General features: G+C 71.7%; 25 protein-coding genes and 3 tRNA genes. 3 read left to right on the forward strand and 25 right to left on the reverse strand.

Annotation, left to right across the window (positions count from 1 at the left end; all coding sequences use genetic code 11):
* Position 1: 1 nt before the first annotated feature.
* The 7 genes from M3148_RS07610 to M3148_RS07640 all read right to left on the reverse strand — a co-directional run bounded on the left by M3148_RS07610 (position 2) and on the right by M3148_RS07640 (position 2766).
* Entirely contained in the window at positions 2-1222 is a 1221-nt protein-coding gene (locus M3148_RS07610) for an MFS transporter (RefSeq protein WP_251304069.1), read from the reverse strand.
* Positions 1219-1635, reverse strand: a complete 417-nt coding sequence (locus M3148_RS07615; RefSeq protein WP_251304070.1) for a MaoC/PaaZ C-terminal domain-containing protein — start codon at positions 1633-1635, stop codon at positions 1219-1221. Before M3148_RS07615 ends, M3148_RS07610 begins: the two co-directional genes overlap by 4 nt.
* Positions 1635-2108, reverse strand: coding sequence for an FAS1-like dehydratase domain-containing protein (locus M3148_RS07620; protein WP_251304071.1), 474 nt, complete (start codon positions 2106-2108; stop codon positions 1635-1637). Before M3148_RS07620 ends, M3148_RS07615 begins: the two co-directional genes overlap by 1 nt.
* A 15-nt stretch (positions 2109-2123) precedes the next feature.
* A complete protein-coding gene (gene rpmG / locus M3148_RS07625; protein WP_251838743.1) occupies positions 2124-2294 on the reverse strand; it encodes a 50S ribosomal protein L33 in 171 nt (56 codons plus the stop codon).
* A 52-nt stretch (positions 2295-2346) separates the two neighbouring features.
* Positions 2347-2420: transfer RNA gene (locus M3148_RS07630), tRNA-Met, on the reverse strand.
* A 61-nt stretch (positions 2421-2481) separates the two neighbouring features.
* Positions 2482-2554, reverse strand: a tRNA-Thr gene (locus M3148_RS07635).
* A 130-nt stretch (positions 2555-2684) separates the two neighbouring features.
* Positions 2685-2766, reverse strand: a tRNA-Tyr gene (locus tag M3148_RS07640).
* Between the two features lie 99 nt (positions 2767-2865).
* On the opposite strand from M3148_RS07640, the gene M3148_RS07645 reads away from it, so the two are divergent.
* Complete coding sequence (locus M3148_RS07645) at positions 2866-3369, forward strand: YajQ family cyclic di-GMP-binding protein (protein ID WP_251304107.1); 504 nt, start codon at positions 2866-2868, stop codon at positions 3367-3369.
* Positions 3370-3509: 140 nt separating this feature from the next.
* Here M3148_RS07645 and htpX read toward each other — a convergent pair whose 3' ends face one another.
* The 18 genes from htpX to M3148_RS07735 form a co-directional block, all read right to left on the reverse strand.
* Entirely contained in the window at positions 3510-4382 is an 873-nt protein-coding gene (gene htpX, locus M3148_RS07650) for a zinc metalloprotease HtpX (RefSeq protein ID WP_251304073.1), read from the reverse strand.
* 2 nt (positions 4383-4384) lie between these two features.
* Positions 4385-5752, reverse strand: a complete 1368-nt coding sequence (locus M3148_RS07655) for an FAD-dependent oxidoreductase (RefSeq protein WP_251304074.1) — start codon at positions 5750-5752, stop codon at positions 4385-4387.
* Between the two features lie 164 nt (positions 5753-5916).
* Entirely contained in the window at positions 5917-6921 is a 1005-nt protein-coding gene (locus M3148_RS07660; protein ID WP_440136908.1) for a polyprenyl synthetase family protein, read from the reverse strand.
* Positions 6918-8480 (reverse strand): NADH-quinone oxidoreductase subunit NuoN, encoded by a 1563-nt coding sequence (gene nuoN / locus M3148_RS07665; RefSeq protein ID WP_308203224.1) that lies wholly within the window; start codon positions 8478-8480, stop codon positions 6918-6920. Before nuoN ends, M3148_RS07660 begins: the two co-directional genes overlap by 4 nt.
* Complete coding sequence (locus M3148_RS07670) at positions 8477-10066, reverse strand: NADH-quinone oxidoreductase subunit M (RefSeq protein WP_251304075.1); 1590 nt, start codon at positions 10064-10066, stop codon at positions 8477-8479. Before M3148_RS07670 ends, nuoN begins: the two co-directional genes overlap by 4 nt.
* 17 nt (positions 10067-10083) lie before the next feature.
* A complete protein-coding gene (gene nuoL, locus M3148_RS07675) occupies positions 10084-12042 on the reverse strand; it encodes an NADH-quinone oxidoreductase subunit L (RefSeq protein WP_251304076.1) in 1959 nt (652 codons plus the stop codon).
* Positions 12043-12059: 17 nt separating this feature from the next.
* On the reverse strand, positions 12060-12359 hold the full coding sequence (nuoK, locus tag M3148_RS07680; protein ID WP_251304077.1) for an NADH-quinone oxidoreductase subunit NuoK: 300 nt from the start codon (positions 12357-12359) through the stop codon (positions 12060-12062).
* The gene (locus M3148_RS07685; protein ID WP_251304078.1) at positions 12356-13321 is read right to left on the reverse strand and encodes an NADH-quinone oxidoreductase subunit J; all 966 of its coding nucleotides are present in this window, start codon (positions 13319-13321) and stop codon (positions 12356-12358) included. The genes nuoK and M3148_RS07685 overlap by 4 nt, the downstream gene beginning before the upstream one ends.
* 8 nt (positions 13322-13329) lie before the next feature.
* Positions 13330-13956, reverse strand: coding sequence for an NADH-quinone oxidoreductase subunit NuoI (nuoI, locus tag M3148_RS07690; RefSeq protein ID WP_251304109.1), 627 nt, complete (start codon positions 13954-13956; stop codon positions 13330-13332).
* Between the two features lie 91 nt (positions 13957-14047).
* On the reverse strand, positions 14048-15421 hold the full coding sequence (gene nuoH, locus M3148_RS07695; protein WP_251304079.1) for an NADH-quinone oxidoreductase subunit NuoH: 1374 nt from the start codon (positions 15419-15421) through the stop codon (positions 14048-14050).
* Complete coding sequence (locus M3148_RS07700) at positions 15418-18054, reverse strand: NADH-quinone oxidoreductase subunit G (RefSeq protein ID WP_251304080.1); 2637 nt, start codon at positions 18052-18054, stop codon at positions 15418-15420. The genes nuoH and M3148_RS07700 overlap by 4 nt, the downstream gene beginning before the upstream one ends.
* Complete coding sequence (nuoF, locus tag M3148_RS07705) at positions 18051-19367, reverse strand: NADH-quinone oxidoreductase subunit NuoF (protein WP_251304081.1); 1317 nt, start codon at positions 19365-19367, stop codon at positions 18051-18053. Before nuoF ends, M3148_RS07700 begins: the two co-directional genes overlap by 4 nt.
* The gene (gene nuoE / locus M3148_RS07710; RefSeq protein ID WP_251304082.1) at positions 19364-20185 is read right to left on the reverse strand and encodes an NADH-quinone oxidoreductase subunit NuoE; all 822 of its coding nucleotides are present in this window, start codon (positions 20183-20185) and stop codon (positions 19364-19366) included. The genes nuoF and nuoE overlap by 4 nt, the downstream gene beginning before the upstream one ends.
* Positions 20185-21528, reverse strand: a complete 1344-nt coding sequence (locus M3148_RS07715) for an NADH-quinone oxidoreductase subunit D (protein ID WP_251304083.1) — start codon at positions 21526-21528, stop codon at positions 20185-20187. The genes nuoE and M3148_RS07715 overlap by 1 nt, the downstream gene beginning before the upstream one ends.
* Positions 21528-22334: an NADH-quinone oxidoreductase subunit C gene (locus M3148_RS07720; RefSeq protein WP_251304084.1), complete on the reverse strand. Its 807-nt coding sequence runs from the start codon at positions 22332-22334 to the stop codon at positions 21528-21530. Before M3148_RS07720 ends, M3148_RS07715 begins: the two co-directional genes overlap by 1 nt.
* Complete coding sequence (locus M3148_RS07725; RefSeq protein ID WP_251304085.1) at positions 22331-22885, reverse strand: NuoB/complex I 20 kDa subunit family protein; 555 nt, start codon at positions 22883-22885, stop codon at positions 22331-22333. The genes M3148_RS07720 and M3148_RS07725 overlap by 4 nt, the downstream gene beginning before the upstream one ends.
* 10 nt (positions 22886-22895) lie before the next feature.
* Positions 22896-23255: an NADH-quinone oxidoreductase subunit A gene (locus tag M3148_RS07730; protein WP_251304086.1), complete on the reverse strand. Its 360-nt coding sequence runs from the start codon at positions 23253-23255 to the stop codon at positions 22896-22898.
* A 70-nt stretch (positions 23256-23325) separates the two neighbouring features.
* Positions 23326-24618, reverse strand: coding sequence for a geranylgeranyl reductase family protein (locus tag M3148_RS07735; RefSeq protein WP_251304087.1), 1293 nt, complete (start codon positions 24616-24618; stop codon positions 23326-23328).
* A 143-nt stretch (positions 24619-24761) separates the two neighbouring features.
* On the opposite strand from M3148_RS07735, the gene M3148_RS07740 reads away from it, so the two are divergent.
* Positions 24762-25451, forward strand: coding sequence for a demethylmenaquinone methyltransferase (locus M3148_RS07740; protein ID WP_251304088.1), 690 nt, complete (start codon positions 24762-24764; stop codon positions 25449-25451).
* An 11-nt stretch (positions 25452-25462) separates the two neighbouring features.
* Positions 25463-26752 carry an isochorismate synthase gene (locus M3148_RS07745; protein WP_251304089.1) on the forward strand — a complete coding sequence of 430 codons (1290 nt, stop codon included), beginning with the start codon at positions 25463-25465 and terminating at the stop codon, positions 26750-26752.
* The last annotated feature ends 93 nt before the right edge of the window (positions 26753-26845 follow it).

A 26845-nucleotide genomic window follows, 5' to 3' on the forward strand; every position in this document is an offset into this window, starting at 1 on the left:
TCTAGACGTGGCCCGGCGCGGGAGCGTCCAGCGGTCGCGGCGTCTGCGGCAGCGGGCGTGCGGCCCGGGCGACGAGGAAGGCGACGGCGAGGGGCACGGCGATCGCGAGCATCGCCCGGCGGTAGCCGACGTGCTCGGCGAGCAGACCGAGGAGCGGCGGGCCGCAGAGGAAGGCCGTGTACCCGATCGAGGCGACGACCGAGACGCGGGTGGCCGCCCTGAGCGGCTCGTCGCCCGCCGCGCTCATGCCCGCGGGGAAGCCGAGCGCGGCGCCCAGGCCCCACAGCGCCCCGCCGAGGAGCGCCAGCCACAGCACCGGGGAGAGGGCGAAGAGCAGGAGGCCGGCGAGCGCGAGGACGGTCGTGCCGCGCAGCACCGCCACCCGCCCGAAGCGGGCGAGCAGCCGCTCCCCCGCCAGGCGCATGACCGTCATCGCGGTGACGAAGACACCGAAGCCGAGGGCGCCGACGGCGTCGGACGTGCCGAAGCCGTCGACGACGCCGAGTGCGAGCCAGTCGTTGGCGGCGCCCTCGGTGAGGGCGAAGGCCAGGACCATGACGCCGACGAGGAGGGTGCGCGGCTCGCGCCACCCGCCGAGCGCGGCGGCGAGGCGGCGGCGTCGGCCGGTCTCGAGCGGCGCGGGGGTGAAGGGGAGGAAGCCGCGGGTGGCGACCAGCCCGCCGACCACGACGGCGACGGCGACGGTCGCGAGGTGCACGACCACCGGCACCCCGAGGAGTGCGGCGCCGGCCCCGAGCACCGCCCCCGCCACGGTGCCGAGGGAGAAGCCCGCATGGAAGCGGGGCATGATCTCCCGCTCGATCTCGTGCTCGACCAGCCCGCCCTCGAGGTTCATCGCGACGTCCCAGGCGGCGATCCCCATCTGCGCGACGAGCAGGCCCACCGCGAGCAGCGGGACGACGCCGGAGAGCAGCCCCGCCGCGACGACCGCGAAGCCCGCGACCGCGACGACGACCCCACCACGCACGGTCAGCGCCGCGCCCACCCGCTGCGCGACGGCGCCACCGGCGGGCAGCGCGAGCAGGGAGCCGACGGAGCCGACGAGGAGGAGCACACCCATCTCGCCGGGGCTCAGCCCGAGGGCGTCACGGACGGCGGGCAGGCGGGAGACCCAGCTGGCGAAGAGGAAGCCGTTGAGGGCGAAGATCCCGAGCACCGCTCCGGTCGCGCGCCGGCCGGCGGGCGAGGTGGTGGCGCTCACCTGGGCCGGACCACGGCGTGGGCCTTGGCGAGCACCGTGACGCCCGCGGCCCGCGCGGTGAGGTCCACGCGCACCGTACCGGCCTCGGCGTCCAGGGCGCCCACCTTCCCGCTCACCTCGAGCTCGACCGCACCGGGGTCCGGCACGACGATCGGGCGGGTGAAGCGCACCCCGTAGTCCATGACGACGCCCGGGTCCCCCGCCCAGTCGGCGACGGCGGCCGCGGCCAGGCCCATCGTCGCCATGCCGTGGGCGATGACGCCGTCGAGGCCGACGTCGCGGGCGATGCGCTCGTTGTAGTGGATGGGGTTGAAGTCCCCGGACGCGCCGGCGTAGCGCACGAGCAGCGCGCGGTCGACGGCGTAGGTGCGGGTGAACAGCTCGTCCCCGACGGCGAGGGCGGACAGGTCCATCAGCGTCCCTTCCCGCGCACGGCGAGCGTCGAGCGGACGGTCGCGACGGGCGTTCCGGCGTCGTCGGCGATCTCAGCCCGGGTGCTCACCATCGCGATGCCCGCCCGCTCGGTGACGGAGTCGACGTGGACGGTGGTGCGCAGGAGGTCCCCGGCGACGATGGGGCGGTGGTGGGTGAAGCGCTCCTCCGCGTGGACCACCCGGGAGAAGTCGATCCCCGACTCGGGGTCGGCGATGTAGGCCTGCTCGGCGCGCTGGGCGACGACGACGGCGAAGGTGGGCGGCGCGACGACGTCGTCGTAGCCGAGCTCACGGGCGGCGTCCCGGTCGGTGTGGGCGGGGTGGCCGGCACCGGTGGCGGCGGCCATCTCGGCGATCTTCGCGGCGGAGACGCGGTAGGTCTCCGTGGGGGCGTACGAACGCCCCACGAGCGCCAGGTTGACGCTGGTGGGGCGGTCGGGACTCTCGTTCACGCGGTCAGCGACCGGTCAGCGGGTCTCGCGGTGGATCGTGTGGCGGTTGTCGCGCGGGCAGAACTTCTTCACCTCGAGGCGGTCGGGGTTGTTCCGACGGTTCTTGTTGGTGATGTAGTTCCGCTCCTTGCACTCCTCGCACGCGAGGGTGATCTTCGGACGGACGTCGCTGGACTTGCTGGCCACGGTATTCCTCGCGTTCATCGGGGCTCCGGGGCCCCGGAGCCGTGTCGTTCAGTAGCGGGGGCGGGACTCGAACCCGCGACACCACGATTATGAGCCGTGTGCTCTAACCACCTGAGCTACCCCGCCATGATCGTCGACCATGGCCGGCACGCCATGTTACGTGACGCACGACGTGGACGTCGATCGGAGCCCCGAAAGGGAATCGAACCCTTGACCTTCTCCTTACCATGGAGACGCTCTGCCGACTGAGCTATCGGGGCGGCGCTGACAACCGTACATGCTGAGGCGGCTCGGACGAAATCGCCCAGGCGTGGCCTGCCTCACGTCCCCGGCGGACGGTCACCACCGACGACGACGGCCCGGATCTGCGGGGATCCGGGCCGTCTCACGTGGCGGGTGCAGGATTCGAACCTGCGAAGCATTCCGCGGCTGATTTACAGTCAGCTCCCTTTGGCCACTCGGGCAACCCGCCTTGGTCCGTGCAGGACCGAGTGGAACAATACCAAGCCGGAGCGGGTGCTCCCAACCAGGAGCCCGCGTGATCCACCTCGCACCCAAGGAGACCCCACCGATGGCAGCCGACTCGTCCTTCGACGTCGTGAGCAAGATCGACCGCCAGGAGGTGGACAACGCCGTCAACCAGGCCGCCAAGGAGATTGCCCAGCGCTACGACTTCAAGGGCGTGGGCGCCTCGGTCGAGTGGAGCGGCGAGGACGCGATCCTCATGAGGGCGAACTCCGAGGAGCGGGTCCTCGCGGTGCTCGACGTCCTGCAGAGCAAGCTCATCCGCCGCGGGGTGTCCCTCAAGGCGCTGGACACCGGCGAGAACGAGCCCCAGGCCTCGGGCAAGGAGTACCGCCTCGTGGGCACGCTCAAGGAGGGCCTCAGCTCCGAGAACGCGAAGAAGATCACCAAGCTCGTCCGCGACGAGGGCCCCAAGGGCGTCAAGACCCAGATCACCGGCGACGAGGTGCGGGTGTCCTCCAAGAACCGGGACGACCTCCAGGCCGTCATCGCGCTCCTCAAGGGCGCCGAGGACATCGACGCCGCCCTGCAGTTCGTCAACTACCGCTGAGGCTCGCCCGCGCCGCGGCCGCCTCCTCGCACTGTGCCCCCGCTGGTACCACTGTGCCCCCTGTTGACCGGGCGCACAGTCGCATAGCGGGCGCAAGGTGACGTGCAGGCGGGAGAGGGGCGCACCGACACTCGCGCAGGTCAGCGGTAGCCGGCCATCCGCTCCAGGCGGGCGATGCGCTCGGCCATCGGGGGGTGGGTGGCGAAGAGCTTGGTCCTCCCGCCGCCCCGGAAGGGGTTGGCGATCATCATGTGCGAGACGTCCTCGAGCCGCGGCTCGGGCCGCAGCGGGGCGGCCGCCGTGCCCCGCTCGAGCTTGGCGAGGGCCGAGGCCAGGGCCATCGGGTCGCCGGTGAGCTGGGCGCCGTCCTCGTCCGCGTCGAACTCGCGGGTGCGGGAGATCGCCAGCTGGATGAGCGAGGCGGCGATCGGGGCGAGCAGCGCCGTCGCGATCATCGCCAGCGGGTTGCCGCCACGGTCCCGGCCCCCTCCGAAGAACAGGAGGAACTGTGCCACGGAGGTGATGAGCCCGGCGATGGCCGCGGCCATCGACGAGGTGAGGATGTCGCGGTTGTACACGTGCATGAGCTCGTGGCCCAGTACCCCGCGCAGTTCGCGCTCGTCGAGGATCTGCAGGATGCCCGCCGTGCAGCACACCGCGGCGTTGCGCGGGTTGCGGCCGGTGGCGAAGGCGTTGGGCTGGACGGTGGGCGAGACGTACAGGCGCGGCATCGGCTGGCGTGCCGTCGTCGAGAGCTCGCGGACGATCCGGTACATGACCGGCGCCTCCGCCTCCGAGACGGGCCGCGCGCCCATGGCGCGGATCGCCAGCTTGTCGGAGTTCCAGTAGCTGTAGAACGTCGTGCCGACGCCGATGAGGGCGAAGACCCAGATGAAGGCACCGGAGCCGGTGCCGCTGGAGACGAGGCCGCCGATCCCGAGGAGGACGGCCCACATGACGCCGAAGAGCGCCGCGGTCTTGACTCCGTTGAGGTGCCGTCGACCGCCGTCCATCCTCAGCTCTCCTCCCCCCGCGACACGCGAGTCATCTCGTCCCTGGGCACGACCTTGACGCGCTCGCGCCCCTCGGCCTCACCCAGGGAACGCTCGTAGGCGTCCAGGAGTTCCCAGCCCGACCAGCTCGTCGTCGGCACACCGCGCGCCTCGAGGGCGGCGATGAGGGCGTCCGGGTCGGCCGGCGCCCTGCCCGGCGCGATGCGCCCGGCCTCGACGTCGGCGACGAGGTGGCCGATCGTCTGCTGCGCGTCGGACTTCGTCGACCCGATGAGGCCGACCGGTCCGCGCTTGATCCAGCCCGTGGCGTACAGACCGGTGACGATCTCGCCGTCCGCGTCCATGACGCGGCCCTCGTCGTTGGGCACGACGCCCGCGACGTGGTCGAAGGCGACGCCGTCGATCGGGGAGCTGAAGTAACCCACCGCCCGGTAGACGGCCTGGACGGGGGTGTCGACGAGGACGCCGGTGCCCCGCACGGTGCCGTCCCCGACGAGCTCGGTGCGCTCGGTGCGGATGCCCTCGACGCGGTCGGTGCCGAGGATCTCGACGGGCCGGTGGAGGAAGTGGAGGTGGATGCGGCGGGAGGCGGTGAGCTCCTCCGGGTCGCGCAGCGTCCAGTCGGTCAGCGTCTTGACGACCTGCTTGGTCTGGTTGGTCGAGCGGATCGCGGCCTCGGAGCCCTCGTCGAACTCGAAGTCCTCCTCGTAGACGATGACGTCGACGTCGGGGACCTTGCCGAGCTCACGCAGCTCGAGCGGGGTGAACTTCACCTGGGCGGGGCCGCGGCGGCCGAAGACGTGGACGTCGGTCACCGGGCTTCGACGCAGGCCCTCGACGACGTTCGCGGGGACCTCGGTGGGCATGAGGTCCTCGACGTGCTTGGCGAGGATGCGCGCGACGTCGAGGGCGACGTTGCCGACCCCGAGCACCGCCACGCTCTGCGCCTCCAGCGGCCAGGTGCGCGGCACGTCGGGGTGGCCGTCGTACCAGGAGACGAAGTCCGCGGCGCCGTAGCTGCCGGGCAGGTCGATGCCCGGGACGGGAAGCGGGGCGTCCTTGTCGGCGCCGGTGGAGATGATGACGGCGTCGTAGTGCTGCCTCAGCTCCTCCATGGTGACGTCCGTGCCGACGTCGACGTTGCCGACGAGCCGGATGTCGCCGCGCGCGAGGATCTTCTGCAGCGCGACGATGATCTGCTTGATGCGCGGGTGGTCGGGGGCGACGCCGTACCGGACCAGACCGAAGGGGGCGGGAAGGCGCTCGTAGAGGTCGATGGAGACCTCGAGGCCGGCCTTGGACAGGATGTCGGCGGCGTAGATGCCGGCCGGGCCGGCGCCGATGAGCGCAACGCGCAGTGGCTTGGTCACAGAGCCTCGTCTGGTCGAGAGTGCGGGCAGGGAAATCCGCCGTCCAGTCTATGCGCTGCTGCACGCGCCGCCCCCCCCACCACCCCACCTGGCGCATATGCGCGAAATCTGCTGCCCTCCGCGCGGAGGGCATGCAGCTTTCCCGCATATGCGGAGGGGAGGGGTCAGGCGAGGCGGTCGACCATGAGGCTGGCGAAGTCCTTTAGGGCTTCTTTCACCGGGCCTTCGGGCAGGGGGGCGAGCTCGGCGACGGCGTCGCGGGCCCACTGGCGGGCCAGCTCGCGAGCCTCCTCGAGGACGTCGTGGTCCCGCAGCTGCTCGACGGCGGCGCGCAGCGCGGAGTCCGAGCCGAGGTCGCTGGCGAGCCTCTCGAGGACCGCGGCACCCTGCGGGTCGATCCGGCCCTCCGCGGCCCGCCTCTGCAGGAGGAGCACGGGCATGGTGGCCACGCCCTCGCGCAAGTCCGTGCCGGGCGTCTTGCCGGTGGTCTCGGAGTCCGAGGCGAGGTCGATGACGTCGTCGGCGAGCTGGAAGGCGACGCCCACCTTCTCGCCGTACTGCTCCAGGACCCCGGCCAGCTCCTCCCCCGCGCCGCTGAAGACGGCGCCGTAACGCGCCGAGGCGGCGATGAGCGAGCCGGTCTTGTCCGCGAGGACCTGGATGTAGTGCGCGATCGGGTCCTCCCCCTTGCGCGGCCCGAGGGTCTCGTGGAGCTGGCCCAGGCACAGCCGCTCGAAGGTCTCGGCGTGCACGAGCACCGCCTCGGCCCCGAGGGACGCGACGAGCTGGGAGGCCCGGGCGAAGAGGAGGTCACCGGTGAGGATCGCGACGGAGTTGTCCCAGACGGCGTGCGCGCTCGGGGCCCCGCGGCGCAGGGCGGCGGAGTCCATGACGTCGTCGTGGTAGAGGGTGGCGAGGTGGGTGAGCTCGACGGCGACGGCCGCCCGCGCGACCTCCTCGCGCCCGGCGGTGCCGAGCTCCGCGGTGAGGAGGGTGAGGGCCGGCCGCAGGCGCTTGCCGCCCGCCGCAGCCAGGTGCTGCATGGGGGCGTCGACGAGCTCGTCGGCGCCGGTGACGGCCTGGCGCAGGCGGTCCTCCACCTCCTCCATGCGGACGAGGAGGCGGTCGCTGAGCTCGTCGTTGCCGAGCTGGAACATGGAGGCGGTCACGGCAGGAACGTCGCCGCCTGCTCGGCGAGGTCGAGCACCGGGCCGGGCAGGACACCGAGGAGCACGGTGCCGAGGGCGCAGACCGCGATCGCCACCGAGGTGAGGCCCTCGGAGCGGACGACGGCCGTGCGCTCGCCGTCGGGCTCGGTGAAGAACATGAGCACGACGAGGCGGACGTAGAAGAAGGCGGCCGCGGCGCTGGCGAGGACGGCGACGACGACGAGCACGGTCGCCCCGCCCTCGACGCCGGCGGCGAAGACCGCGAACTTCCCGATGAAGCCACCGGTGAGCGGGATGCCGGCGAAGGACAGGAGGAACAGCGTCATCGCCAGGGCCAGGCCCGGGCTGCGACGGCCCAGGCCCGCCCACTGGGACAGGTGCAGGGCCTCACCGGTGACGTTGCCGGCCGCATCACGCTCACGGACGAGGGTGACGACGGCGAAGGCGCCGACCGTGGCCAGGCCGTAGGCGAGGAGGTAGAACAGCACCGCGCTGATGCCGGCCTGGACCAGGGCGATGACGCCGACGAGGACGAAGCCGGCGTGGGCGATCGAGGAGTAGGCGAGCATCCGCTTGACGTCCGTCTGGACGAGCGCGATGACGGTGCCCACGCCCATCGTGAGGATGGCGATCCCCCACAGCAGCGGCTCGAGGTCCCAGCCGAGGCCGGGGACGACGACGTAGACGAAGCGCAGCAGCGCACCGAAGGCTGCGATCTTCGTGGCGGCCGCCATGAAGCCGGTGATGGGCGTCGGGGCGCCCTGGTAGACGTCCGGGGTCCACATGTGGAAGGGCGCCGCGCCGACCTTGAAGAGCAGGCCGACGACGAGGAGGACGGAGCCGGCGAGGAGCAGGCCGTCCATGCCACCGGTGCTCGGCACCGCGACCGCGAGCTCCGACAGCCGCAGGCTGCCGGAGAAGCCGTAGAGCAGGGCCGCGCCCATGAGGAAGAACGCCGAGGAGAAGGCACCGAGCACGAAGTACTTGAGCGCGGCCTCCTGGGACAGCAGGCGGCGGCGGCGGGCCATCGCGGTGAGGAGGTAGAGCGGCAGCGAGAGGACCTCGAGCGCGACGAACATCATGAGGAGGTCGCCGGCTGCGGGGAACAGGAGCATGCCGCCGGTCGCGAAGAGGACGAGCGGGAAGACCTCGGTCTGGCTGAGGCCGGCGCGCTGCGCCTCGGCCTCCTCCGGGCTGCCCGGCCGGGTGCCGACCTGGGCGGCGAAGGCGTCCTCGCCCCACTCGGAGCGGTCGGCGATGACGAGCAGCGCGATGAGCGCGACGATCGCGATGATCCCCTGGGCGAGGAGGGCGGGACCGTCCTCGATGAGGGTGCCCCCGGCCACCTCCCGGGGGCCGTCGACGGTCACGACGGTCCAGCGCCAGACGACGGCGACGAGCGCGCCGGCAATCGCCAGCGCGGAGAGCGCGACCTGGGTGCCCCGGCGTGCCCGCTGGGGCACGAAGGCCGCGACGAGGATGCCGAGAAGGCCCGCGCCGAGCACGATGAGGACGGGCGTCAGCGCCGCCCATTCGATGTGCGGTGGGACGAAGTTCACTGCTCGCTCCCCTCGGCGCCCGCGGCTGCGGCGTCGCTCGATCCGTCAGGTCCTGCCACAGCCGCCGAGTCCAGCGTGCTGGGCTGCTCGATCGCGGCCTCCTCGGCCACCGGCCGCACGGCGTCCATGACCGGCCCGGGCACGAGGCCCAGGGCGAGCATGCCGGCGATCAGCAGGGCCACGACCCACTTCTCACGCGCACCGAGGTCCGGCAGCGCCGCGAGGGTCTCGTTGCGCGGTCCGGTGAACATCCGCTGGTAGGGCAGCAGGATGTACAGGGCCGCGATGATGACGGCCAGCACGGCGAAGACCGCCGCGACGACGTTCACCCGGAAGGTGCCGAGCAGGACGAGGTACTCGGGCACGAAGCCCGACAGTCCCGGCAGGGCGATGGTCGCGAGGCCGGCGACGAGCCAGCTGCCCGCGAGCACCGGGGTCACGCGCTGCATGCCGCCGTACGCGGCGATCTCCTGCGTGCCACCGCGCTGGGTGAGGAAGCCGGAGAAGAGGAACATCGCAGCGGTCGAGACGCCGTGGGCGACCATGTAGAGCATCGCGCCGGTGAGGGCGACCTCCTCGCGCACGAAGATGCCCAGGACGATGAAGCCGAAGTGGGACACCGAGGTGAAGGCGATGAGGCGCATGACGTCGCGCTGCCCCAGGGCGACGAGGGCGCCGTAGAGGATCGAGACGACCGCGAGCACGATGATGACCGGCGCGGCCCAGCGGGAGGCCTCCGGGAAGAGCGGGAGGCACAGCGCGAGCATCCCGAAGGTGCCGACCTTGTCGAGGACACCGACGAGGAGCGCGGAGGTGCCGGGCGAGGCCTGCTGAGCGGCGTCGGGCAGCCAGGTGTGGACCGGCCACATCGGCGCCTTGACCGCAAAGGCGATGAAGAAGGAGATGAAGATCCACCGCTCGGCCCACACGCCGAGATCGGTGCCGGCGAGGGTGTCGATGAGGAACGCCTGCTCCCCGCCGGGCCCCATGACGCCGAGGGCGATGACGCCGACGAGCATGACGAGGCCGCTCGCCAGGGAGTAGACGAGGAACTTCAGCGCGGCGTAGCGGCGCTTGGGGCCGCCGTAGTTCCCGATGAGGAAGTACACCGGGATGAGCATCGCCTCGAAGACGACGTAGAAGAGGAAGACGTCACGGGCGGAGAAGACGGCCACCATCGTCGCCTCGAGGAGGAGGACGAGGGCCACGAAGCCGGCCTGGCGGCGCGCGACGACCGCACCGTCGGGCACGATCTCCTGCTCCCGCCAGGCCGCGAGCAGTGCGAGCGGGACGAGAAGGACCGACAGGCCCACCATCGTCAGGCCCAGGCCGTTGATCCCGACGGCGTAGGAGACGCCGAGCTGCGGGATCCACGACAGCTGCTCGGTGAACTGGTGCTCCGCGGCGGCGCCGAGGTCGAAGCCGCTTGCCATGACGACGAAGCCGGCGAGGACGACGAGGGAGACGACGAGGCCGACGGTACGGGCCACCCGGTGGAGGGCGGGCACGAGCCAGATCACCGCGGCCGCGACGAGCGGCACGACGATGAGCAGGCTCAGCCAGGGAAGGTCACTGATGTTCTGCATTGGTCGCTTCCTCCAGCTCAGCCGCGCGAGGCCAGGACGACGGCAAGGGCGGCTACGACACCGACGAGCATGATCGCGGCGTAGGAGCGGATGTAGCCGGTCTGCAGGCGGCGCAGCCACCCGCCGGACCCGGCGGTGCCACGGGCCAGGCCCATGACCGCGCCGTCGACCACGGCGGAGTCCCCGTAGACGAGGGCGCGGGTGAGGTACTGCCCCGGGCGCATGAACACTCCTTCGTTGACGGCGTCCTGGTAGAGGTCGCGGCGGGCGGCGCGGGTGAGCACCGAGCCGCGGGGGGCCTCGACCGGGACGGTGGACGCGGCGTACTGGCGCCACGCGAGGAAGACACCGATCGCCATGAGGACGACCGTCGCGGCCATGATGGCCGCGATGGGCAGCACGGGCTCGTGGTGCTCGGCGTGCCCGGTGACGGGCTCGAGCCAGGTGACGAAGCCGTCGCCGGCGGCGAGCACGGCACCGAGGCCGACCGAGCCGACGGCGAGGATGACCATCGGCACCGTCATGAGCAGCGGGGACTCGTGCGGGTGCTGCTTCGTGCCCTCGCGGGTGGGCGCCCAGCGCTCCTTGCCGTGGAAGGTCATGAAGAACAGGCGCGACATGTAGAAGGCGGTGAGCCCGGCGACGAGGAGGGTGACCGTGCCGAAGACCCACGGGCGCCAGCCCTCACCGACGAAAGCAGCCTCGATGATGAGGTCCTTGCTCCAGAAGCCGGACAGGCCCGGGAAGCCGATGATGGCCAGCCAGCCGGCACCGAAGGTGAGCCAGGTGATCTTCATGTGCGTGCCCAGCCCGCCGAAGCGGCGCATGTCGACCTGGTCGTCCATGCCGTGCATGACCGAGCCGGCCCCGAGGAACATCCCGGCCTTGAAGAAGCCGTGGGTGACGAGGTGGAAGATCGCGAAGGCGTAGCCGACCGGACCCAGGCCCGCTGCGAGCATCATGTAGCCGATCTGGGACATCGTCGAGGCGGCGAGCACCTTCTTGATGTCGTCCTTGGCCGCACCGACGACCGCCCCGAAGACCAGGGTGATCGCGCCGACGATGACGACGACGAGCTGCGCCGTGGGCGCACCGTCGAAGACCGGCGCGGAGCGCACGATGAGGTAGACGCCCGCCGTCACCATGGTCGCGGCGTGGATGAGCGCGGAGACCGGCGTGGGGCCGGCCATCGCGTCGCCCAGCCAGGCCTGCAGCGGGAACTGGGCGGACTTTCCGCAGGCCGCGAGGAGGAGGAACAGCCCGGTGATCGTGAGGATCGTCGTGCTGGCGCCCTGCGCGCCCGCGAAGACACCCTCGAACTCGACCGTGCCGAAGGCGGCGAACATCATCATCATCGCGAGGAGCAGGCCGACGTCGCCGACGCGGTTCATGACGAAGGCCTTCTTCGCGGCCACCGCGTACTCCGTGCGGAAGTTCCAGAAGCCGATGAGGAGGTAGGAGGCCAGGCCCACGCCCTCCCAGCCGACGAAGAGGAGCACGTAGGAGTCGGCGAGGACGAGCAGCAGCATCGCCGCGACGAAGAGGTTGAGGTAGGCGAAGAACCGGCGGCGGTCGACGTCGTGCTCCATGTAGGCCACCGAGTACACGTGGATCAGCGTGCCCACGAAGGTGACGAGGAGGACGAAGGTCATCGACAGCGGGTCGATGCGCAGCCCCGCGTCCACCGTGAGGTCACCGGCGGGCAGCCAGGTGAACAGGTGCAGCCCCATGACCCGCTGCTCGGGGTCGAGCCCGAACAGCTGGAGGACGACGAGGAGCCCGACGACGAAGGAGCCGGCCGAGGCGAGCACGCCCAGCCAGTGGCCCCAACCGTTGGAGCGGCGGCCGGCGAGCAGCAGCACGGCGGCACCGGCGAGCGGCAGCGCGACCATGAGCCACGCGTAGGAGGCCGCGCCGCCTGCCGCGGCGGCGTCCACCACGTCAGTGGGCACGGTCAGTGCCGGAGTTCCCAGCATGTGCACGTTGCTCCCCGTCAGTTCTTGAGCAGGTTGACGTCGTCGATGGACGCCGACCGGCGGGTTCGGAAGATGGAGACGACGATCGCCAGGCCGATGACGACCTCGGCGGCGGCGACGAGCATGACGAAGAAGGCGAAGACCTCACCGTGCAGGTTGCCGTGCCACCGGGCGAAGGTGATGAGCGTGAGGTTCGCGGCGTTGAGCATGAGCTCGACCCCCATGAGGGCGATGATGCTGTTGCGCCGCAGCAGCACCGCGACCGCCCCGATGGAAAAGAGGATCCCGGACAGGACCAGGTAGTTGACCAGGCTCATCGCTGCTCCTCCTGCTGGTCCGGCACGTGCGCACGCAACGCGCCGGTGTCCTCGGTGCTCTGGCTCGTGGGCACCTCGCCGTCCACGGTCTCGGTCCCCGGCGCCGGCGTGGTGCCGGGCATCCCCGGCATGCCGGACTGGGTGACGCTGCGCGCACCCAGGTCGCCGGGGTGGGAGCTGGTGGACGTCGCGAGCTGTGCGGCGAGCTCAGGGCTGACCGAGGCGATGCTGCGCTGCTGGCCACGGATGCGCAGCACCCGGGGCACGGACTCGTCGATCGGCTTGCCGTCCGCGCCGAGGGCGGGGACGTCGGCGGCGTTGTGCCGCGCGTAGACACCGGGGGCCGGCAGGCTGCGGATGCGCCCGCCCTCCGCGGCATAGGCGGCCATCTTGGCCTCGGCGACGTCCCGCTGGGTGCGCTTCTTGCGCAGCCGCTCGGCACGCGTGAGGACGACGGCGCCCACGGCGGCGGTGACGAGCAGGATGCCCGCCACCTCCATCGCCACGACGTAGTCGGAGAAGAGGAGCCGCGCCACGCCCACCGGGTTGGTGTCCGCGTTGGCGGCCTCGAGGCCGCGCGGGGCGGGCAGGGCGGCGCGCAGGCCGACGGCGGCGACGAGCGCGATGAGCCCGGCACCCCCGAGAAAGCCGATCCAGCGCTGGCCCTTGAGCGTCTCGACGACCGAGTCGGAGGAGTCGACGCCGACGAGCATGAGGACGAAGAGGAAGAGCATCATGATCGCGCCGGTGTAGACGACGATCTGCGCGACCCCGAGGAAGATCGCCTCCTGGACGATGTAGAACCCGGCCAGCGCGATCATGACGAACACGACGCACATGGCGGCGTACATCGCCTTGCGGGCGAAGAGCAGGCCCAGGGCCGCGAGCACCGCGAGGGGCGCGACGATCCAGAAGAAGACCTCCTCCCCCGTGCTCGTGACGCCGGTCTCGGCCAGTGTCATGGGCAGGATCATGCGGGGGCCCCCTCGACGGGACGCGCGGTCTGCAGGCTCTCGTCCTCGGGACGGTTCTCGCGCACCCACTCGACCTGTGCCTCGGTGGGGCCGGTGACCTCGCCGCGGTAGTAGGTGTCGTCGTCGGCGCCCTCGACCATCGGGTGGGGCGGGGCGAGCATCCCGGGCATGAGCGGGGCCAGGAGGTCCTGCTTCTCGTAGATGAGGCCCTCACGGGTGGGGCCGGTGAGCTCGTAGTCGTTGCCCATCGTCAGCGCCCGCGTGGGGCAGGCCTCGATGCAGTACCCGCAGAAGATGCAGCGCAGGTAGTTGATCTGGTAGACGCGGCCGTAGCGCTCCCCGGGGGAGTACTGGGCGTCGGGGCTGTTGTTGGCGCCCTCGACGAGGATGGCGTCCGCCGGGCAGGCCCAGGCGCACAGCTCGCAGCCGATGCACTTCTCCAGGCCGTCCGCGTAGCGGTTGAGCTGGTGGCGGCCGTGGTAGCGCGGCTGCGTCGGCACCTTCTCGAAGGGGTACTGCTCGGTGACCGTGGGACGGAACATCGAGGAGAAGGTGACCCCGAAGCCGGCGACGGGCGCGAGGAGCTCGCCGACCGGGCCCTTCTTGTCGGGCTGGTAGTCCATGGGGAGCCGCTTGCCGACCTCCCCCCGGCGCTTGGAGGGCTTGGCAAGCTGCTTGCGCAGGTTCTCCTTGCCAGGCTCGTGGTCCTGCCGCTTACTCATCGCTGGCCTCCTGTGCAGGTGCCGACTTGGTCTGGGTCGCGGTGCCGGCCTCGGTGAGGCGGCGCCGCGGGGAGGGCGGGAGCTGCTGGCCCGGCATCGGCGGCACGGGGAAGCCACCGGCGAAGGCGTCGAACCCGGAGTCGACGACCACACCGTCGGCGCCCGCGGGGGCCGTCTGCTCGGCGTCGGGCTCCGTCTTCTTCTCCGGCCACACGAGGGTGAGGACGAGGACGACGACGAAGAAGCCCGCGAGGACGAAGAGCATCGTGCGCAGGTCGATGTCGGAGAACTGGAGCAGTCCCTGGACGACAGCGACGGCGACGAGCCACGCGAGGGCGGCGGGGATGAGGATCTTCCAGCCGAGGTTCATGAACTGGTCGTAGCGGAAGCGCAGGAGCGTGCCGCGCAGCCAGAACATGAAGAACATGACGAGCCAGATCTTGGCGATCAGCCACAGCGGCGGCCACCAGCCCTGGTTGAACATGCCGTCGTTGATCGCCGACAGCGGCCAGGGTGCACGCCAGCCGCCGAGGAAGAGCGTCGCAGCGACCGCGGAGACGTTGAACATGTTGATGTACTCGGCGAGGAAGAACCAGGCGAACTTCATCGAGGAGTACTCGACCATGTGGCCGGCGACGAGCTCGCCCTCGGCCTCGGGCAGGTCGAAGGGCAGGCGGTTGACCTCACCGACCATCGACACGAGGTAGATGAGGAAGGCGGGCAGCAGGATGATCGCCCACCACACGCGGGTCTGGGACTCCACGATCTGGGACGTCGAGGCGGAGCCGGCGACGAGGAAGACCGAGGCGAGGGCCAGCGCCATGGCGAGCTCGTAGGAGATGACCTGCGCGGAGGAGCGCACGGCGCCCAGCAGCGGGAAGGTGGAGTTGGAGGACCAGCCGCCCAGGACGATGCCGTACACGCCCAGCGCGGTGATGCCGAGGATGTAGAGCACCGACACCGAGGAGTCGGCGAGCTGGAGCGGGGTCTCGATCCCGAAGATCGACACCTCGGGCCCGAAGGGGATGACCGCGTAGATGAGGAAGGCGCACAGCGCGGCGATGAACGGCGCGAGCAGGTAGACGAAGCGGTCGGCGCCCTTGAGGTTGATGTCCTCCTTGAGGAGCAGCTTCATCGCGTCGGCCGTCGACTGGAGCAGCCCCATGGGGCCGTGCACGTTGGGGCCGGGCCGCGTCTGCATGCGCGCCAGGACCTTGCGCTCGGCCCAGATGGCGATGAGCACGAAGACCAGCAGCATGACGATGATCGCCACCGCCTTGATCACCCAGATCCACCAGGTGTCGTTGCTGAAGTCGGCGGTCGGGGCGGCCGTGGGGTCGCTGACCACCATGGGCGCGAACATCATCGCGTCACCTCCAGGTCGACGAGGGAGCCGGCGCCCGCGCCGAGCATCTCGTGCACGTGGGACCCCGGGGAGTTCTCCGGGACCCAGACGACGTCGTCGGACATCGTCGTGACGGCCAGCGGCAGGGTGATGCTACCGGCCCGGCCGCGAACGGTGACCGCGGCCCCGTCGACGGCGCCGAGGCGGGCCGCGCGGCCCGCCGAGAGGCGCAGGACGGGGCGGTGGGCGGTGCCCGCGAGGTGCGGCTCACCGTCCTGGCCGCGACCGGCGTCGAGCTGGAGCTTCCAGGTGGCCAGGACCGCCTGGTGCTCGCCCACCGCGGGGGCCGGCGCGGCGCCGACCGGTGCGGGGACGGGCACCTGGGCGGGCTGCCAACCGGCGAGCTCGGTGAGCTGGGCGTGGACGTCGGCGAGCGTGCCGCAGCCCATGGTCGTGCCCATCTCGGCGGCGAGGGCGTCCAGGACACGCTGGTCGGCCATCTGGTGGGAGACGAGCACCTGCCCGAAGGGCCGGCGACGTCCCTCCCAGTTGACGAAGGTGCCGCCCTTCTCGACGGGCGGGGCGACCGGCAGCACGACGTCGGCGTGCTCGGTGACCTCGCTGCGGCGCACCTCGAGCTGGACGACGAACCCGGCGGCGGACAGCGCGCGCCGCGCGAGGGCTGGGTCGGGCAGGTCGCGCAGCTCGACGCCGCCGACGAGGAGCCCGCCGAGGCGTCCGGCCCCGGTGTCCTCCAGGATGGCGGTGAGGTCGCGGCCGGCGGCGGAGGGGAGCCGGTCCAGGCCCCAGGCGGCCGCGACGTCGACGCGGGCCTCGGCGTCGGACACGTGCCGTCCGCCGGGCAGCAGGCCCGGCAGCAGCCCGGCCTCGACGGCGCCCCGCTCTCCGGCACGGCGCGGCACCCAGGCCAGGCGCGCACCGGTGCGGTCGACGAGACGCTCGACGGCGGTGAGCACGCCGGGCAGCGCACCGGCCCGCTCGCCCACGAGGACGACGGCGCCGGGCTCGGTGAGCGCGGTGGCCACCGCGGCGGCGGCGACCTCCGTGGAGTCGGGCGCGATGCTGTCGAGCACGGCTGCCTCGGCGCCGGGGACGGCGGGCAGCAGCGAGGCGCGCAGCTTGGTCGTGCCGCGGGTGGCGAAGGGGGCGACGGTGCTCACCGCGACGGTGCCGGCGAGGACACCCTTGCGCAGGCGCAGGAACATCGTCCCGCTCTCCTCCTCGGGCTCCAGGCCGACGAGCAGGACGTGCCCGGCGTGCTCGAGCGCGGAGAAGGTGACGTCCATCGGGGCGCCGGCGACCCGGCGCGCGAGGAAGTCGGCCTCCTCGGCGGAGGAGGGCCGGGCCCGGTGGTCGACGTCGTTGGTGCCGAGCACGGTCCGGGCGAAGCGGGACCACGCGTAGGAGTCCTCGAGGGTGAGGCGGCCGCCGGGCAGGACGCCGACGCCGCCGTTCCCGCGGGCGCGCTCGAGGCCGCGGGCGGCCAGGTGCAGCGCCTCGGACCAGCTCGTCTCGACGAGCTCCCCGGTGTCCTCGTCCCGCACGAGCGGGTACTCCAGGCGGTCGGGGGCCGACTGCCAGGTGAAGGCGAAGCGGTCCTTGTCGGTGATCCACTCCTCGTTGACCTCGGCGTCGTCACCGGCGAGGCGGCGGACGACGACGCCGCGGCGGTGGTCGACGCGGATGGCCGAGCCACCGGCGTCGTGCTCCGCGACGGACTCCGTGGAGATGAGGTCGAAGGGACGCGCGCGGAAGCGGTACGTCGCAGAGGTGAGCGCGCCGACCGGGCAGATCTGGATCGTGTTGCCGGAGAAGTACGAGGAGAAGGGGCGACCGGTCGTGTCGGTCTCGGCGACCCCGACCGGGCCGGCGGACAGGCCGACGAGGACGCCGGGCTCACCCTCGACGGGGCCGCTGAGGCCGCGGTCCGTGCGGTGCGGCGCCTCCCCGCCCTCGTAGGCGAAGTCGAGGACGTCGGCGTCGAAGGTGCCGATCTGCGAGCCGTGCGTCGCGTGGACGTCGCGGCCCGGCGTGCCACCGCCCCGGCCCTGGAGCGCGATGAACGGGTCACCGGCGATCTGGTCGGAGAAGCGGGTGCAGCGCTGGCACAGGATGCAGCGGTCGCGGTCGAGGAGGATCTCGCTGGAGATCTTCAGCGGCTTGGGGAAGGTGCGCTTGATGTCGACGAAGCGGGAGGTCGCCCGGCCGTTCGTCATCGCCTGGTTCTGCAGCGGGCACTCCCCGCCCTTGTCGCAGACGGGGCAGTCGAGCGGGTGGTTGACGAGGAGGAACTCGATCATCCCGTGCTGCGCCTTGTCGGCGACGGCGGAGGTGTGCTGGGTCGCCACGACCATGCCGGGGGTGGCCTCGAGCGTGCACGAGGTCTGCGGCTTGGGCATCGCGCGAAGGTTGCCCTCACGGTCCGGGGTGGAGACCTCCACGAGGCACTGGCGGCAGGCGCCGGCGGGCTTGAGGAGGGGGTGGTCGCAGAACCGCGGGATCTGGATCCCGACCTGCTCGGCCGCCCGGATGACGAGCGTGCCCTTGGGGACGTCGACCTCGACGCCGTCGATGGTGACGGTGAGGAGGTCGCGCTGCTCCGTCGTCGCGGGAGTGGAAGCCGTCGTCGTCATCGGGCACCTACTTCGGAGAACACGGCCGAGGCCTCGTACGGGAAGAGCTCGCGGGCGGCGGTGTGCGTGCCGGCCTCGAACTCCGAGCGGAAGTACTTGATGCCGCTCTGGATCGGGACGGCGGACGCGTCGCCGAGGGCGCAGAAGGAGCGTCCGGCGATGTTCGCCGAGACGTCGAGGAGGAGGTCGATGTCGGTGGGCAGGCCCTTGCCGGCCTCGAGCCGGTGCATGACCTGCTTCATCCAGTACGTGCCCTCACGGCAGGGGGTGCACTTGCCGCAGGACTCGTGCTGGTAGAAGTCCGTCCAGCGGGAGACGACGCGGACCACCGAGACGGTCTCGTCGAAGACCATGAGCGAACGGGTGCCGAGCATCGAGCCCGCCGCCCCCACGGACTCGTAGTCGAGCGGGACGTCGAGGTGCTCCTCGGTGAGGATCGGGCTCGAGGAACCACCGGGGGTCCAGAACTTCAAGCGGTGCCCGGCGCGGATCCCACCAGCCATGTCGATGAGCTCGCGCATCGTGATGCCGAGCGGCGCCTCGTACTGCCCGGGCCGGGCAACGTGCCCGGACAGGGAGAACAGGCCGTGGCCGGCGGACTTCTCGGTGCCCATCGAGGAGAACCAGTCCGTGCCCCCGCGCAGGATCCCGGGGACCGAGGCGATCGACTCGACGTTGTTGACCACGGTGGGACGGGCGTAGAGCCCCGCGACCGCCGGGAACGGCGGCTTGAGCCGCGGCTGGCCGCGGCGGCCCTCGAGGGAGTCGAGCAGCGCCGTCTCCTCACCGCAGATGTAGGCGCCGGCGCCGGCGTGGACGGTGATCTCGAGGCTGTAGTCGCCGTTCGGGCCGAGGTTCGTGCCGATGAGACCGGCCTCGCGGGCCTCGCGGACCGCGGCCAGGAGGCGGCGGTAGACGTGGACCACCTCCCCGCGCAGGTAGATGAACGCGTGGTTGCCGCCGATGGCGTAGGACGTGATCGCCACGCCCTCGATGAGGGCGTGCGGGTTGGCCAACATGAGCGGGACGTCCTTGCAGGCGCCCGGCTCGGACTCGTCGGCGTTGACGACGAGGTAGCGGGGACCGCCGTCGGGAGCCGGGAGGAAGGACCACTTGAGGCCGGTGGGGAAGCCGGCGCCGCCGCGGCCGCGCAGGCCGGAGCCCTTGACGGTCTCGACGACGTCGCCCGGGGCCATGTCCATGGCCGTGGCCAGGGCCTGGTAGCCGCCGCGGGAGCGGTAGGTCTCCAGGCTCCAGGAGCGCTCGGCGTCCCAGATGTCCGACAGGATCGGAGTCAGCTGCGTCTGGCTCACTGCTTGCCCTCCTCGGCCGTGGCGCCCTCGCCGGCCGGGCCACGCTTGCCCGCCGGATCGGTGTCGTCAGGGGTTGTCGGCGGGCGCTCGGCGCTGCCGTAGGGGTTGGGGACGGTCCCGCCCTCGACGGCGCCGCCGCCTCGGGCCTCGTCGGTCGCGGGGGCGGTCCAGCCGCGCTCGCGAGCCAGCTGCAGCCCGGCGAGGGTCGCCGGACCGGCGCCCACGCCCTCGTCCGCGCGGCCGTCGTCGAAGCCGGCCAGGACGTGGGAGATCTCCTTGAAGGTGCCGACGGTCGCCGCCCCGCGCGTGGGGCTGACCGGACGGCCGGCCCGCAGCTCGTCGACGAGGCCGATGGCCGACGTCGGGGTCTGGTTGTCGAAGAACTCCCAGTTGACGACGACGACGGGCGCGTAGTCGCAGGCCGCGTTGCACTCGACCTGCTCGAGGGTGATGACGCCGTCCTCGGTGGTCTCGTCGTGGCCGATGCCCAGGTGCTCGGAGACCTTGTCGTAGATGATGTCGCCGCCCATGACGGCGCACAGCGCGTTCGTGCACACCCCGACCGTGTACTGGCCGTTGGGGTGGCGCTTGTACTGGGTGTAGAAGGTCGCGACCGCGGAGACCTCGGCGCGGGTGAGGCCGAGGAGCTCGGCGCACAGCGCGATGCCGCGGGCGCTGACGTAGCCGTCCTCGGACTGGATGAGGTGCAGCATCGGCAGCAGGGCCGAGCGTGCCTGCGGGTAGCGGGAGATGATCTGCCCGGCCTCGCCGCGCAGCCGCTCCTCCACCTCGGGTGCGTACGTGGTGACGACGCTCATCAGCGGTCCACCCCTCCCAGGACAGGGTCGATCGAGGCCAGCGTGACGACGACGTCGGCCAGCTGGCCACCCTCGCTCATGATCGACGTCGACTGCAGGTTGGAGAAGGACGGGTCACGGAAGTGGGCTCGGTAGGGCCGCGTCCCGCCGTCGGAGACGAGGTGGACCCCCAGGACGCCGCGCGGGTGCTCGATCGACTGGTACACCTGCCCGGCCGGGACCCGGAAGCCCTCGGTGACGAGCTTGAAGTGGTGGATGAGCGACTCCATCGAGGTGCCCATGATCTCGCGGATGTGGTCCAGGGAGTTGCCCTGGCCGTCGCTGCCGATGGACAGCTGGGCCGGCCAGGCGACCTTCTTGTCCGCGACCATGACCGGGCCGGGGGTGGCCTCGAGGCGCTCGAGGACCTGGTCGACGATCTTCATCGACTCGTAGCACTCGGCCCAGCGGACCTTGACGCGCCCGAAGGCGTCGCAGCTGTCGTCGGTGATGACGTCGAAGTCGTAGGTCTCGTAGCCGCAGTACGGCGCGATACGACGCATGTCGAGCGGGTAGCCCGAGGCGCGCAGCGCGGGGCCGGTGAGCCCGAGGGCCAGGCCGGCGGCCAGGGAGATGTGGCCGACGTCCTCGTGCCGCAGCTTGTAGATGGGGTTGGCCATCGTGAGGTCCTGGAGCTCACCGATGTCGCGGCGCACCTTGGGGAGCAGCTCGCGGACCATCTCGACCGTGTCGGCCGGGATGTCCTGCGCCACGCCGCCGGGGCGGATGTAGGCGTGGTTCATCCGCAGGCCGGTGATGTGCTCGAGGATCCGCAGGATCTCCTCGCGGGCGCGGAAGCCGATCGTCATCATCGTCGTGGCACCCAGCTCGTTACCGGCCGTGGCGATCGCGACGATGTGCGAGGCGATCCGGTTGAGCTCCATGACGAGGACCCGGATGAGGGTCGCGCGCGCCGGGATCTCGTCGGTGATGCCGAGGAGCTTCTCCACGCCGAGGCAGTAGGCGGCCTCCTGGAACAGCGGGGCGACGTAGTCCATGCGGGTGCAGAACGTCACGCCCTGGGTCCAGTTCCGGTACTCCATGTTCTTCTCGATACCGGTGTGCAGGTAGCCGGTACCGACGCGCAGCTCGTTGATCGTCTCACCCTCGATGTCGAGGATGAGCCGGAGCACGCCGTGGGTCGAGGGGTGCACCGGCCCCATGTTGACGACGATGCGCTCCTCGCCCAGGCGCTCGGCCTCGGCGGCGATGGCCGCCCAGTCACCGCCGTCGGCGGTGAACTCGGGGCCGGTCTGCGAGTCGAGCGCAGGCCCGGTGGCGTGCAGGTTCGTGTGCTCGGCCATCAGCTGTAAGACCTCCGGGTGTCGGGCGGCGGGATCGTCCCGCCCTTGTACTCGACCGGGATCCCGCCCAGCGGGTAGTCCTTGCGCTGCGGGTGGCCGACCCAGTCGTCGGGCATCGCGGTCCGCGCGAGGGAGGGGTGACCGTCGAAGACGATCCCCATGAGGTCCCAGGTCTCCCGCTCGTGCCAGTCGTTGCCGGGGTAGATGTCGACGATCGTCGGCACGTGGGGGTCGGCGTCGGCGACGGCGACCTCCAGGCGCAGCTGGCGGCCGTGGGTGAGGGAGATGAGGTGGTAGACGGCGTGGAGCTCGCGGTCGACGTCGGCCGGGTAGTGGACACCGGAGACGCCCATGCACAGCTCAAAGCGCAGGTCCTGGTCGTCACGCAGCCACTGGGCCACGCGGCGCAGGTGCTCGCGGGCGAGGAAGATCGTCAGCTCGCCGCGGTCGACGACGACCTTCTCGATCGCGCTGTCCGGGTCGACGCCGTCGGCCTCCAGGAGCTCGACGAGGATGTCGACGACCTCGTCGAACCAGCTGCCGTAGGGCCGCTCGGCGGCCGTCGGCATCGCGACGGTGGCGACGAGGCCACCGAAGCCGGAGGTGTCTCCGCTGCCGTGGACACCGAACATGCCGCGGCGGACGTCGACGACCTCCAGCTCGCGGCGCCCGCCGACGGGGCCGGCGGGGATGTTCTGCCCGGCGGCCTCGAGGGCCGCCTCGGTCGTCGACTGCGCACCCGTCTCGCCGATGCCCGGCTTGACGACGTCGGCGGCGGACGTCTTCTCGTCCTCGCGCTCGCTCATGCCAGCAGCCCCTTCATCTGGTGGGTGGGAGTGGCGGCCAGCGCCGCCTCCTCCGCCGCACGGGCCACGGCCTCACGGTTGGCACCGAGGGGCTCGTGCTTGACCTGGTCGTGCAGCGCCATGATCGCGTTGATGAGCATCTCCGGCCGCGGCGGGCAGCCGGGCAGGTAGATGTCCACGGGCACGAGGTGGTCGACGCCCTGGATGATCGCGTAGTTGTTGAACATGCCGCCGCTGGAGGCGCACACGCCCATGGAGATGACCCACTTGGGGTCGGCCATCTGGTCGTAGATCTGCCGGACGACGGGCGCCATCTTCTGGCTCACGCGGCCCGAGACGATCATGAGGTCGGCGTGACGCGGGGACGCGCGGAACACCTCCATGCCGAAGCGGGAGATGTCGAAGCGCGGGGTGCCCGCGGCCATCATCTCGATGGCGCAGCACGCCAGGCCCATGGTGACCGGCCACATCGAGCCCTTGCGGGCCAGCCCGACGGCCTTCTCCACGGTCGTGAGCATGAACCCCGCTGGGAGCTTCTCTTCCAGACCCATGTTGTCCTCCTCAGTCCCACTCAAGGGCGCCGCGCCGCCACTCGTAGGCGAAAGGCACGGTGATGATGGCGATGAAAGCGAGCGCGGCGACGAGGCCGAAGGCGGCCAGCTCACTGAAGGCGATGGCCCACGGCACGAGGAAGATGACCTCGACGTCGAAGACGATGAAGGTCATGGCCACGAGGTAGTACTTGATGGGGAAGCGGCCGGCGCCCGTGGCGCGCGGGGTGGCCTCCACACCGCACTCGTAGTTCGCGACCTTGACCCGGTTGTAGCGCTTGGGCCCGATGACCGCGCTCGCCGCGAGGCCGCCGATCGCCAGTGCGGCAGCTGCCGCCGCCATGACGAGGATGGGGACGAAGGGGTTCATCGTGCCTCCGTGGTTGCTCGGTGCGCGGGGGGCGTGGCCCTCCGGCTGCTCGGGTGTCCGTCTCGCTGCCTCACGATGCCGGCACCGCCCTGCTCAGTGCCGCGATGAGCCTATCCATCCAGTCCCCGTCGCGGCGGTCGAAGCCGTCGGACAGGAGCTTCATGACGAAACGCATGAGGACGGGCCGTGGGAGACCGTACTTCACGCAGGCGCGCATGATCTCCGGCCGCTCGATGAGGCGGGCGAAGACCTGGCCCATCGTGAAGTAGCCGCCCAGCTCGTCGGCGAGGATCGCGGGGTAGGTCCGCAGCGCCTTCTCCATCGCGTAGGGCGTGGTCCGGGCCAGCGCCTGGGAGACGACGTCGGCGGCGATCCGGCCGGACTGCATCGCATAGGCGATGCCCTCGCCGTTGAAGGGCGAGACCATGCCGCCGGAGTCACCGACGAGCAGCATTCCCTGGGAGTAGTGCGGCTTGCGGTTGAAGGCCATCGGCAGGGCGGCGCTGCGCAGCTCGCCCACCTGGTTCTCGGGCGTGAACTCCCACTCGGCGGGTGCGTTCCGCATCCACGTTGCGAACAGGCCCTTGTAGTCGAGCTTCGTGGGCTTGGCGGTGGAGCTGAGCGAGCCGAGCCCGACGTTGACCGTGCCGTCGCCCAGGGCGAAGATCCAGCCGTAGCCCGGCATGAGGTTCGAGCGGCCCGGCTCCCCGTCCCACAGCTCCAGGTGCGACTCCATCATCGGGTCGTCGTGGCGCGGGCTCGTGAAGTAGGTGCGGATCGCGACGCCCATGGGACGGTTGTCGTTCTTCTCGATGCCCATCGTCGTGGCCAGCCGCGCCGAGACGCCCCCGGCGTCGACGACGATGCGCGCGCGGTAGGAGCGCTCCTCCCCCGTCCGTCGGCCCTTGGCGTCCACCGAGCGGGTGGTGACGCCGAGGATGCGGCCCGAGCGCTCGTGGCGCACGGGGCCGGTGACGGCCACGCCCTCGAGCAGCCGCGCACCGCTGGCGGCGGCGTGCCGGGCGAGGGTCTCGTCGAGGTTCATCCGCGAGCGGGCCAGGCCGTAGGACGGCATCTCGGCGAGCTCGGGCCACGGGATCTCGATGCGGTGGCCGCCACCGTAGGTGCGCAGCCCCCAGTTGCGGATCCAGCCGTCGGACTCCTCGGTGGGCACGCCCATGCGGATGAGCTCGGCGACGGCGCGCGGGGTGAGGCCGTCACCGCAGATCTTGTCGCGCGGGAAGGTCGCCTTCTCGAGGAGGAGGACGTCCAGACCGGTCTGGGCGAGGTAGTGCGCGGTGGCCGATCCGGCGGGGCCTGCGCCGACAACGATGACGTCGGCGTCATCGTGGGCTGCGCGCACGTCACCTCTCCTGGTTCGTCATGGTGCCCACCGACGTCCAGAACGGCGCGGTGATGCAACAGCAGTCTACAAAGTTCGCGACGCGCTAACCGCTTAGGGTGACCTAACCAGGCGCGGGGGGCCCACCCTGGGACAATGCCCCCATGAGCCGAGCCGACCTGGACAAGCAGCCGCGTGAGGTGGCGAGGATGTTCGACGCCGTGGCCAAGCGCTACGACGTGACCAACGACATCCTCTCCCTGTGGCAGGACCGCGCGTGGCGCGTGGCCACCCGGCGCGCGGTCGCGGCCGAGCCGGGCATGCGCGTCCTGGACCTCGCGGCCGGCACCGGCACCTCCAGCGAGGCGTACGCGGACGCGGGCGTCGCCGTCGTCCCGTGCGACTTCTCCACCGGCATGGTCGGGGTGGGCAAGCGCCGCCGGCCCGACCTCAGCTTCGTCGCGGGTGACGCGACGAGGCTGCCCTTCGCCGACGAGTCCTTCGACGTCGTGACGATCTCCTTCGGGCTGCGCAACGTCGTCGACACCGACCTCGCGCTGCGGGAGATGCGGCGCGTGACGCGGCCGGGCGGGCGCCTGGTCATCTGCGAGTTCTCCCGGCCGACCTTCGCGCCCTTCCGCGTGCTGTACAGCTTCTACCTCACCCAGGTGCTCCCCCGGGTGGCGCGGCTGGTGTCCTCCAACACCGACGCCTACGGCTACCTCGCCGAGTCGATCACCGACTGGCCCGACCAGCGCGGCCTGGCCGGTCTCGTGGCCGGCGCTGGCTGGCGCTCGGTGGGCTACCGCAACCTCTCCGGCGGCATCGTCGCGCTGCACCGCGCGACCCGCTGAGGACGGCCACGATGTCGTCCGCACCCGCCGGGGACCCGGCGCCCGTCCCGCTGCTCGCCCGGACCGTCCCGGTCGAGGACCCCGGCGGCCTCCTCGACCTCCTCCCCCGCCCCGACGTCACGACGACGGCGAGCTGGGTCCGGCGCGGCGACGGGCTCGTCGGCTGGGGGGTGGCCGCCCGCGTGGACACCTCCGGCGCGACGCGAATGATCGACGCGGACGCGTGGTGGCGCCGGACAGCCGACGCGATGGTCGTGCGCGACGCCGTCCGGGTGCCGGGTACCGGACCGGTGGCCTTTGGCTCCTTCGCCTTCTCCCGCCGCTCGGAGGCGGGCGGCACGCTCGTCGTCCCGCGCGTCGTCGTCGGCCGACGCGAGGGCCGCAGCTGGCTCACCGTCGTCGGCCCGGCGGGGCTGGGCCCGAACCCCTCCCTCGCCCACAGCCGCGGCGACGTCGCGCCCGTCACCGCGCCCGGCGAGGTCACCTTCACCGACGGCGCCCTCACGAGCGCGCAGTGGCAGGAGGCGGTGGCCGAGGTCGTCGAGGCGATCCGGGCCGGCACGGTGGAGAAGGTGGTCATGGCCCGCGACGTCGTGGCCCGCACGAGCGCCGACGTCGACGTCCGCCACCTCCTGCTCAACCTCGCCGACCAGTACCCGACGTGCTGGACCTTCGCCGTCGACGGGCTCGTGGGCGCGACCCCCGAGCTGCTCGTGCGGCGCGACCAGGGCCTCGTGGCCTGCCGGGTGCTCGCCGGGACGATCCAGCGCACCGGCGACGACGCCGCCGACCTGCGTCACGCGGCCCAGCTCGCCCGCTCTTCCAAAGACCTGGGCGAGCACGAGCTCGCGGTCCAGTCCGTCGCCAAGGCGCTGGGGCCGTACTGCTCGAGCTTCAACGTGCCCGACTCACCCTTCGTCCTCCACTTGCCCAACGTCATGCACCTGGCCAGCGACGTCACCGGTGTCGTCGACCGGCAGACCTCGCCGAGCTCGCTCGCGCTCGCCGCGGCGCTGCACCCGACGGCCGCCGTCGGCGGGACGCCGACACCGCGCGCCGTCGAGGTGCTCGCCGAGACCGAGCGGATGGACCGCGGCCGCTACGCCGGCCCCGTCGGCTGGATGGGCGCCGACGGCGACGGCGAGTGGGGCATCGCGCTGCGCTCCGGGGAGGTCACCGGCCCGCGCTCGGTGCGCCTGTTCGCCGGCTGCGGCATCGTCGCCGCCTCCGACCCGGCCGCCGAGGTCCGCGAGTCCGAGGCCAAGCTCCGCCCCATGCGCAGCGCCCTCACCACCACCTGACCCGCCCGCCCCCACCCCACACCGCATATGGGTGAAAGTCGCCGTCGTCGCTCAGCGTCGGCCGCGATTTTCACCCATATGCGGTGTGGGGTG

It is taken from the genome of Georgenia satyanarayanai, assembly GCF_023715365.1.
GTDB classification, from domain to species: domain Bacteria; phylum Actinomycetota; class Actinomycetes; order Actinomycetales; family Actinomycetaceae; genus Oceanitalea; species Oceanitalea satyanarayanai_B.